This is a genomic window from Endozoicomonas sp. SESOKO4 (genome assembly GCF_024606275.1).
In genome coordinates this window covers 1-1046 of sequence record NZ_JAHHPS010000560.1, presented here as the reverse complement: position 1 = coordinate 1046, position 1046 = coordinate 1, and the positions used below count along the sequence as shown (strand labels likewise).

Below are 1046 nucleotides of genomic sequence, written 5' to 3'. Positions count from 1 at the left end.
GCTGGCCGGAATGGAAAGACAAGGATGGCGAGTTCAGTATGGAGCTGTTCCGCTCTTTCTCATCCATAAATACTGGCACAGGCATGCTCAAACATGAGGAAGTGAAAGAGGTGCTTGCCTGGTCGGAATGGAAAAACAAGGATGGCGAGTTCAATATGAAGTTGTTCCGTGCTTTCTCGTCTATGAATCATGGCCAGGGCTTGCCCAAACATGAGAAAGTGAAAGAGATGCTGAACTGGCCTGGATGGAAAGACAAGGATGGCGAGTTCAGTATGGAGCTGTTCCGAGCATTCTCGTCTATGAATCATTGCAAAGGCATGCTCAAATGTGAGCAAGTGAGAGAGGTGCTGGGCTGGCCGGAATGGAAAAACAAGGATGACGAGTTCAATATGGAACTGCTCCGCGCCTTTTCGTCCGTGAATCATGCCAAAGGCATACTCAAACACAAGAGAGTCAAAGAGGTGCTGAACTGGCCGGAATGGAAAGACAAGGATGGCGAGTTCAATATGGAGCTGTTCCGCGCCTTCTCTTCCATGAATCATGGCCAGGGCACGTTCAAGCATGAGGACATGAAAGAAGTGCTGGGCTGGCCGGAATGGAAAGACAAGGGGGACGAGTTCAATATGGAGCTGTTCCGCGCATTCTCGTCCATGAATAATGCCAGAGGCATGCTCAAACATGAGAAAGTGAAAGAGGTGCTGAACTGGCCGGAATGGAAACACAGGGATGACCAGTTCAATATGAAGTTGTTCCGTGCTTTTTCGTCCATGAATAATGGCCGGGGCTTGCCCAAAAATGAACCTGTAAAAAAAGTGCTGGGCTGGGTGCGTTACCGGGGGGCGCTCAATCATCTGCTATTGCAAATTATGACCAGACTCTGGAAATCAGAAGGGCTACCTGCTGCTGAAGCGCTCCAACATCAGGAAACACGACTGAAACAGTGGCTGTATACAAAATTGACTGGAGAACGCAGCAACCCGGATGATAAGGAAGATGACGAATACAATAGCGACTCAGAGGATGATGAAGAAAAATGCAATCGCCAG

At 48.9% G+C, this 1046-nt stretch carries 1 protein-coding gene; it reads left to right on the top strand.

Translation table 11 applies throughout. The features are described from left to right. Positions 1-1046 (top strand): hypothetical protein (locus KDK16_RS10795; RefSeq protein WP_257276101.1); only part of this gene is annotated, 1046 nt, incomplete at both ends.